The 5,048-nt window shown below is 67.3% G+C and carries 5 protein-coding genes; 1 reads left to right on the top strand and 4 read right to left on the bottom strand.

Annotated elements, in window-relative coordinates; genetic code table 11:
- Positions 1–161: 161 nt before the first annotated feature.
- The 3 genes from EA346_RS13740 to EA346_RS13730 form a co-directional block, all read right to left on the bottom strand.
- Positions 162–923, bottom strand: a complete 762-nt coding sequence (locus EA346_RS13740) for an endonuclease/exonuclease/phosphatase family protein (protein ID WP_296759553.1) — start codon at positions 921–923, stop codon at positions 162–164.
- 259 nt (positions 924–1,182) lie between these two features.
- Positions 1,183–1,812, bottom strand: a complete 630-nt coding sequence (locus tag EA346_RS13735; RefSeq protein WP_296759552.1) for a thiol:disulfide interchange protein DsbA/DsbL — start codon at positions 1,810–1,812, stop codon at positions 1,183–1,185.
- Positions 1,813–2,022: 210 nt separating this feature from the next.
- The gene (locus tag EA346_RS13730) at positions 2,023–2,640 is read right to left on the bottom strand and encodes a cytochrome c4 (protein WP_296759550.1); all 618 of its coding nucleotides are present in this window, start codon (positions 2,638–2,640) and stop codon (positions 2,023–2,025) included.
- Positions 2,641–2,794: 154 nt separating this feature from the next.
- Between EA346_RS13730 and yihA the strand changes: the two genes are divergently transcribed.
- Positions 2,795–3,451 (top strand): ribosome biogenesis GTP-binding protein YihA/YsxC, encoded by a 657-nt coding sequence (gene yihA / locus EA346_RS13725; RefSeq protein WP_296759548.1) that lies wholly within the window; start codon positions 2,795–2,797, stop codon positions 3,449–3,451.
- Positions 3,452–3,664: 213 nt separating this feature from the next.
- Here yihA and EA346_RS13720 read toward each other — a convergent pair whose 3' ends face one another.
- Positions 3,665–4,669: an NAD(P)H-dependent glycerol-3-phosphate dehydrogenase gene (locus EA346_RS13720; RefSeq protein ID WP_296759546.1), complete on the bottom strand. Its 1,005-nt coding sequence runs from the start codon at positions 4,667–4,669 to the stop codon at positions 3,665–3,667.
- Positions 4,670–5,048 lie beyond the last annotated feature (379 nt).

Genomic DNA, 5,048 nt, shown 5'->3' with positions numbered 1-5,048 from the left:
CACGGGGCGGCCCTTGCCGGCGTTTCCAGGCATCACTTCACTCCGTTCGGGGTCAGGACATCCCATGGTACCGTGAAGCCGCCTCGAATCACGACCGGCAGAATCCGGGCATTGCGTCGATCAGGAGCCCGACCAGCGCCGTGCCCACGGCCGCATTGCGATCAGTGCGCGGCCTCGATGACGCGACCCTCGCCCGGCAGTTCGATCTCGATGCCGACCGGCAGGTGGTCGGAGAGATTCACGTTGTAGACCCGCATGTCGCTGACGCTCAGGTCCGGGGTCAGCAGGATGTGGTCGAAGACCCGGCGGGGATCCCACGAGGGATAGGTGGCGGCGCTGGGCATCGGGTCGAGCAGACCCGTGCGCGAGACCAACTGCTTCAGTTCGCGGCTTTCCGGGTGGCAGTTGAAGTCCCCCATCACCACCGCGTGCGGCTCCCGCGCCAGCCGTTCCGCAACATAGTCGAGCTGCGCGCGTCGCGCGCGCCGGCCCAGGGCCAGGTGCACGAGGAAGACGACCAGCGATTCGCCATTGGCGAGATCGAAGCGCGCCTCGATCGCACCGCGCCCTGGGATCCGTCCCGGCAGGCGGTGCATCACCACGCGTTCGGGTTCCAGCCGGGTCAGCAGCCCGAGGGAATGCTTCGCGAACGCACCGAGATCGCGGTTGACGCGGGTATAGGCGTGCGGAAAACCGGCCCGCTCGGACAGGTAGGCGGTCAGGTCCACGTAATTGCTGCGCATGCTTCCGGCATCCATCTCCTGCAGCCCGACCAGATCGAAGCCGGAGATGAACCGCGCCACGCGATCCAGGTTGGCCATGCGTCCGTCGAAGGGCAGGAAATGCTTCCAGCTGTTCGTGAGGTAGTGGTGCACGCGCGAGGCGGGGATGCCGACCTGCGCATTGAAGCTCAACAGGCGCAGACGCCTGCGGTCGGGGGCTTCGGTGGCGGTCGGCTCAAGAAGCGGGCCGCCGTTCGCTTCGTCCAGGCTGACTAGGGACAACCGGTGTCTCCGTATGTATCTGAGGAAAGTGTCGTGCCGAAGCGCCCGCAAGACAAGGGCGCAACTTCGGCGCCAGGGCCAACGACCCGATCCCGAGCCGGTTCCCCCCGTTACCCTAAGACACGCAAGCGCTGCCGATCGTTCCTGGCATCGACCGGCAAGCGCTTCCAGGCATCGGTCAGGAATACTCCTCGATCAGATGATCAACGACGCGCAGCATGCCCTCGTGGCTGCCGGTCATGCCGGCGGAGACCATGGCCCGGCCATCGACCACCATGGACGGTACGCCCTCGACCTGGAAGGCCTGAATCAGCAGTCCCGCCTCGCTCACCGCCTCCGTGACCTCGGGCGAACGCATGGTTTCGCGGAAGGCATCGGCATCCAGCCCGCGCTGATCGACGAAACGCAGGATCGCGCTCTCGGAACGCATGTTGCGGCCCTGGGCGTGTATGGCGTCGAAGAAGGGCTGATGGATCTGGTCGAGGACGTCCATCTGGGCCGCAGCGTAATAGACCCGTGCGTGCAGGGCCCAGAGATCGTTGAAAGCGGCTGGCATGTGGCTGAACTCGACGTGCTCCGGCAGGTCCTTGCTCCACGCCTCGACCAGCGGCTCGAAGGTGTAGCAGTGCGGGCACCCGTACCAGAAGACCTCCAGCACCTGGATGCGGCCCTCGGGCAGCCCGGTGTCGACCCGCGGGACCAACCGCCGGTAGTCGATGCCCGCGGTGTACGAACGTGCCAAAGCGGCGCCCGATGCCAGCAGGACGCTGCCGCCCACCAGAGAACCCATAAAACGGCGTCGATTCATGTATCCATCTCTCCATGTCGTGCTGCCGCAAAACCGAGGCGCGGCGGTAACCCCCGATACGGGGACGGCGAACGTCCATTGGACGCGTGGGCGCCACTTTCGTTCGCCGCGCGTCCATCGTCAATCCCTGCTGGCGTCAATCCCTGCCAGTGGGCCCTCAAAAAAAAGGGTGGCCGAAGCCACCCGCGGGGAGCGCGCGTCCGGCTGGGCTTACTCGGCGCGCAGTCCGGCCATGTACTCGGCGACGGCCCGGATGTCGGCATCGGACATGCGCGCGGCCAGATTGCGCATCATCCGCCCGTTGTCATTGGCGCGCTGCTCGCTGCGGAAGTAGCGCAGCTGGTCGGAATTGTACTGGGCATGCTGCCCGGCCACCACGGGAAACTTTGCTGCCGGATTGCCCTGGCCGGTGGGGCCGTGGCAGGCGGTGCAGGCGGCGACACCGGAGGCGGGGATGCCGCCACGGAAGATGCGCTCGCCGCGCTCGGCGACGTCCTCGTCCGCGGTGCCCGGGGAGAGCTGCTGGCGCGCATAGAATGCGGCCAGATCGCGCATGTCCTGCTCGTCGAGGTTCGCGACCTGCCCCGCCATTAGTGCGTTCTCGCGGCGGCCGGACTTGTAGTCCATCAGCTGCTTGTAGGTGTACTCGGCATGCTGGCCGGCGATTTTGGGCCATTCCGGGTTTACGCTGTTACCATCGCTGCCGTGACAGGCCGCACAGGCTTGGGACAACTGCTGCCCGCGAGCCGGGTCCCCAGCCTGCAACCCCATGGGCAGTGCCAGCGCGATGGACAGGACCGCGAAGAGGCTTGAACGCATGTAGTTCATAATGAGTGATACTCCAGCTTGGAATGCACGAGCCGGCAACGCCGGTCCTTGTATCCCCTGGCTCAGGGGAATCAAAATAAGGGCCGCACTATATAGCACATGGCCCCGTACCCGGCAAAAAATCCATACCGGCACGCTCCAGTTCAGGAACAACATGCAAAACCCCTTTCGCGAGGCCGAGTTCGTCCTTGGCGCCACCCGAATCGCCCATCTGCCAACCGACCCCGGACCCGAGATCGCGTTCGCCGGTCGTTCCAATGCCGGCAAGTCCAGCGCGCTGAACGCGCTGTGTGGCCGGCGGGCGCTGGCCCGCGTCAGCCGCACGCCGGGCCGAACCCAGGAGATCAATGTCTTCCGTCTGCCTCCGGAGGGGCGGCGACGCCTGATCGACCTGCCCGGGTACGGCTACGCAAAGGTGCCGCCGGCGCAACGCGCCCACTGGGACCGGCTGATCGGTCAGTATCTCCGCGAGCGCGAGACCCTCGCAGGCCTGGTGCTGATCATGGACATCCGCCGGCCGATGACCCCCCTCGACAGGAAGCTGCTGCAGTGGCTGGAACCGAATCCCCGCCCGTTGCACGTCGTGCTGACCAAGGCCGACAAGGTGTCCCGGAACGAGGCCGGCAAGCAGTTGCTCGCGACCCGCCGGCAGCTGGAGGAACTGGGCCTGGAGGCGACATTGCAGACGCTCTCGGCATTGAAGCGCGAAGGCGTAGAGGACTTGCAGGGGCTGCTTCTCGAATGGCTCGACGCCGCCGACCCGGAAGCGGACGGGACGCCAAAAAAAGATGCCCCGGTCACAGGGGGATGACCGGGGCAAGAGTGGTTTCGGCAGGGGGGGCCGAAACCGTCCCGCTCAGGGAGGGAAGCGGGAAGCGCTGGGGTAAGCGCTTGTAACTGTGACGGCCACGCAATCGATAAGTTCCTCGACCCGGCATCACAGCGCAAAAGAATTTTCACCACCCCCCGATAAGGAGCGACCTTCGGCCGGGATTCCCCGCCCGTTCGCGGCCGGAGACCGGGGCTACAGGTCCTCGGCGACGGGGTCGCGTTCGAGGAGGCGGCGGACGGCTTCGCGGACCGGGCGGCGCTGGTACAGCACCGCGTGCACCTCGGCACAGATCGGCATCTCCACGCCAGCCTGCTCCGCCTTGGCCACCGCGACCCGCGCGGTCTCCGCACCCTCGACCGCCTGGCCGATCCGGCGCCGGGCGGTTTCCAGGTCAAAGCCCTGCCCCAGGTAGAGACCCAGACGCCGATTGCGCGACTGGTCGTCTGTGCAGGTCAGGACCAGGTCTCCGAGGCCCGACAACCCCGTGAGCGTCTGCGGCCGGGCGCCCACTGCGGCACCGAGGCGCTGCAGTTCCGCCAGACCCCGGGTCATCAGCGCGGCGCGGGCGTTGGACCCGAAACCGGCGCCATCGGAGATGCCGGCGGCGATCGCCAGGACGTTCTTGAAGGCCCCACCGAGTTCCACGCCCAGCACGTCGACATTGCTGTAGACGCGCATCGAACGGCCGTGAAAGGCCTGCGACACCAGCTCCCCGAGCTCAGGATCCGCCGCGGCCACCGTCAACGCCGTCGGCTGCTCGCGCGCGACCTCGGCCGCGAAGGACGGCCCGGACAGTACCGCCGGCGACTGGCCGGGCAGCTCCTCCTCCAGCACCTCGTGCAGCCAGGCGCCGGTGGTGGTTTCCAGTCCCTTCGTGGCCCAGGCGATGCGTTGGCCGTCGCGCAGACGTCCCGCAACCCAGCGCAGAGTCTCCCGGAAGCCGCTGGTGGGTACCGCGATCAGGAGCAGGTCGCGCCCGGCCACAGCGAGGTCCTGCTCCGAGACCACGCGCAGATGCTCCGGAAAACGAACCCCCGGAAGATAGCGTGCGTTCTCGCGGCTGCCCTCGAGCAGCGCCGCCTGCGCCGGGTCCCGCGTCCAGAGCAGCACGTCCGGATGCAGCCGGGCCGCCTGCAGCGCCAGGGCCGTGCCCCAGGATCCGGCACCGAGGATGGTGATGCGTGGGGAGTCGTCCATCGTGTTGCCGTCCGGGTCCAGGGGTTAGCGTCAAAGTTCTGTAGGTCGGGTTAGCGTAGCGTAACCCGACGTGCCGGGGTGCCAGCGACGACGCTGCCCTGTGCCCAGAGACCCGTCGGGTTACGCCCTTTGGGCTAACTGTCATGGCCTCGGGCCACCCCCGACCATGAAAGGCCATTGGCCATCGGGTTACCGCACCATGTTGGAAGCTACCGTGTGGGAGCGAGCCTTGCTCGCGAAATGGCGTCAGGTGGGCCGCCAGCGCCGGGCGCGCCTGCGGCGCGTTCGCGGGCGAGGCCCGCTCCCACAGGGGGGGCGCGGGCATGGCCGTGACTTTCACGTTAACCCGACCTAACGTTTGCGGCTTTTCGTCGCCGGG

The organism is Thioalkalivibrio sp. (genome assembly GCF_007692535.1).
Classification (GTDB): domain Bacteria; phylum Pseudomonadota; class Gammaproteobacteria; order Ectothiorhodospirales; family Ectothiorhodospiraceae; genus Thioalkalivibrio.
Note: the sequence above shows the minus strand (reverse complement) of the source record. Positions and strands in the feature narration are given on the sequence as shown.